The sequence below is a fragment of the Nocardia blacklockiae genome, assembly GCF_015477355.1.
GTDB classification, from domain to species: domain Bacteria; phylum Actinomycetota; class Actinomycetes; order Mycobacteriales; family Mycobacteriaceae; genus Nocardia; species Nocardia blacklockiae.
Map to the genome: position 1 here is coordinate 1 of NZ_JADLRJ010000043.1, position 371 is coordinate 371.

Annotated in this window: 1 rRNA gene; it reads right to left on the minus strand. The window is 54.7% G+C overall.

Annotation, left to right across the window (positions count from 1 at the left end):
* Positions 1–371 (minus strand): 23S ribosomal RNA (locus tag IU476_RS35695); the annotation flags it as partial.

A 371-nucleotide genomic window follows, 5' to 3' on the forward strand; every position in this document is an offset into this window, starting at 1 on the left:
GTATTCAGGCTTACCGGGTGGTCCCGGCAGATTCACAGCAGATTTCACGGGCCCGCTGCTACTCGGGTATCTGTGACAACAGCCGTCATGTTTTCGCTTACCGGACTCTCACCGTCTACGGTTGGCCGTCCCAGACCAATTCAGCTAACACAACGGTTTCTGACTGTTGCTCCCCACGGCAGTAGGAAGAACACAAACCCCACGACCCCACACACGCAACCCCTGCCGGGTATCACACGTGCATGGTTTAGCCTCATCCGCTTTCGCTCGCCACTACTCACGGAATCACAATTGTTTTCTCTTCCTGTGGGTACTGAGATGTTTCACTTCCCCACGTTCCCTCCACACCGTCTATATATTCAACGGCGGGT